Genomic DNA, 2,367 nt, shown 5'->3' on the forward strand with positions numbered 1-2,367 from the left:
CGATTAAGTCCGGATAGGTGTGTCAGTGATCAATAAACTTCTATTAAAGTGGTACTATTACGACCTTTTATTAAATCAGGACAAAAAACCTGAAACTCTTGTCCCTGTCTTGATGCAAAGCGCGAGTGGGGGGAACCTCACAGGGGTAGGTTTTTTACATTTGGGTCGGGAGCGGTGCGACCCGTGGCGAATTTAATTCGCCTACGGAAAGCGCACCGAGGGAATCGGGAAAAGCGGGAAATGGGGAGAATTATCCCGGAAATAATTGTGTATTTTGATACATATTTTTATTAATTTATACGCAATGAGAGTACTTAGTCGCCCCAATGTTTAAAAACCTACCCTTGTAAGGAGGGTAGACCAGCTTTGGCACTGGTGGATTGTTGGTGTCTACCGATACTTTTTGGCTACTAAAGTCTACTAGTGCAGTCTTTAGCTCACCAATGCAAGCTGCTCTCGCAGCCAGGGTGTATCTACCAAAGCACGAAGAAATATTCCACGTGCGCCATTGATGTCTCGTTCGCGAAGCGTGACCAAAGGTCAATCCATTGACCGACCATCAATCTTTGACCTAATGGTCTTACTTCCACCGATGTTTACCATTTCTCCGGTCCAGCTCACAGTCTTGCTGGTATAGGCTTCGCAAACATCTACTACTGTCTTTCCGGTCTCAGAGGCTTTATGCTTCAAGAACTCTTTGAACCTAAAGTGAGAGAATGTCAGCAAGTTTCGCACAGTCTTTGATCTGATTTTTCTTTTTCCTTTCCTGGACATTTCAGATGTCTCAAAAGTTGGAAGCAATATCACGTCAAAGTTGTCTACTAAAAACCTAGCAGCTTTCTGATGGATCTCATTTATCAGGTTTTTAATTCTGATAATGATTCGCCTTGCAGCTTTTCTCATTCGTCGTTTTTGATTTCTCTTGGCCTTACTTATTTTTGACAATAAGTTATCAAGATGAGTACAAAGTCGTTGAATACGAGAAAAATCTCCGTGGCCAATTTTACCTATGGAATTCTCACTGAAAAACGTCAAGAATGTTCTAACACCGGGGTCTATCGCTACTACTCTACCTTGGCTCTCGGCTTTTCTTTGAATAGTTTGATGAGGGATTGTCAAATAATAATCCCCGTTGTTGCTGGTCAATCTACAGTCGCCCCTATTTTCAGGTAAAATCTCAGAAAAAGTCAAACCTCCCAACTTTGTATGATAAATGCCTTTTGCTGAGACTGCCGACTTGGGGATGTAGCAAGACTGAACAGGGTTCTTTCTAGACCTAAACCTAACTCGATTTATTTGTCCAGTCTTTTTGTATTTTTTCTTTGCCTCCCTGACAGCAGTGCAAGCATCCTTAATCGCTATAGATTTAATTTGATAAGGTACTTCCTTGCACCACTCGGGAAGGTCATTTAATATCCCAGTTTTAATGGCTTTCCAATTAGCTTTAACTTCGCCATTTTGAAGTATCTTGACGGTCTTGTTGAAGACGTAACGAGACACTCCAAACCACTTCCGGATCAGGGAACGCTGTTCAGCACTTAGGAATATCCTGATCTTCTTTGATTTTTGTCCCGTACTTTCGGAGTCCGTGGACGCGGCAAGAGAAGACGTGAATGATGGACAGAAGATCTGCGGTGAGTTCGGATTCTGGACAACTTTTAGGCTGGTCGAGAACCAAGATTTTTCCACCGTTGAAACTGACCAGGTACTCAAACAGTTCAAAACCGAATCGGGTAAGCCGGTCTCTACAGGCAACAACAATCGTGAGCTGACAACCCTGCATAAGTCGTCCCAGTATGGTTTTAAGTCCTTTCCTTTTGTAGTTGAGTCCTGAACCGATGTCTTGGATGATTTCCGCTTCCGGGAAGAGCGAGTGCATGTACGCGACTTGCCTGGCGAGGTCATCTCTTTGCTTGGAACTACTGACCCTGCAATAACAGATGGTTGATGGCTCTGGAGCTTGTTGTCTTCCCAGAGTGGCAAGACTAGCTGTACAGAACATTCTGTATCCACTTGGGGTTCGCTCACATTTGATAGTGCCATTGTCTGCATACTTCCTAAGTGTGGTTTGAGAGAGTCCCGTAAGTTCGACCGCCTTACGGAGAGGTACTAATGCCATGTCTCTACTCTAACAAACCCCCTGAGACTTTACTAGGCTTTATTACACTTTCTATAACTGTCCACTAACCTCTCCCAACGGTCAAGGGCTATAGGTTTAGATTGCTCCGACCTGCTCGGCGGCCTGGGCTAATTCAAATACCACCCGCGCCACGTAGGGGCGAATCATCCACCAGATTAAGGGTGATAACCAGCCCTTTAGGGTAACTGAGTAGGAAATATAGGTACCACAAAGGGTGGACTCTACCT

General features: G+C 44.2%; 2 protein-coding genes and 1 pseudogene. All 3 read right to left on the minus strand.

Annotated elements, in window-relative coordinates:
- Positions 1 to 540: 540 nt before the first annotated feature.
- Complete coding sequence (locus tag F6K37_RS38490) at positions 541 to 1,629, minus strand: RNA-guided endonuclease TnpB family protein (protein ID WP_353839011.1); 1,089 nt, start codon at positions 1,627 to 1,629, stop codon at positions 541 to 543.
- Positions 1,532 to 2,119 carry an IS607 family transposase gene (locus F6K37_RS38495; RefSeq protein ID WP_287256422.1) on the minus strand — a complete coding sequence of 196 codons (588 nt, stop codon included), beginning with the start codon at positions 2,117 to 2,119 and terminating at the stop codon, positions 1,532 to 1,534. The genes F6K37_RS38490 and F6K37_RS38495 overlap by 98 nt, the downstream gene beginning before the upstream one ends.
- Before the next feature lie 96 nt (positions 2,120 to 2,215).
- A pseudogene (locus F6K37_RS45895) lies at positions 2,216 to 2,367 on the minus strand (SRPBCC family protein); the annotation flags it as partial.

Source organism: Moorena sp. SIO4E2, from assembly GCF_010671945.1.
Classification (GTDB): Bacteria; Cyanobacteriota; Cyanobacteriia; order Cyanobacteriales; family Coleofasciculaceae; genus Moorena; species Moorena producens.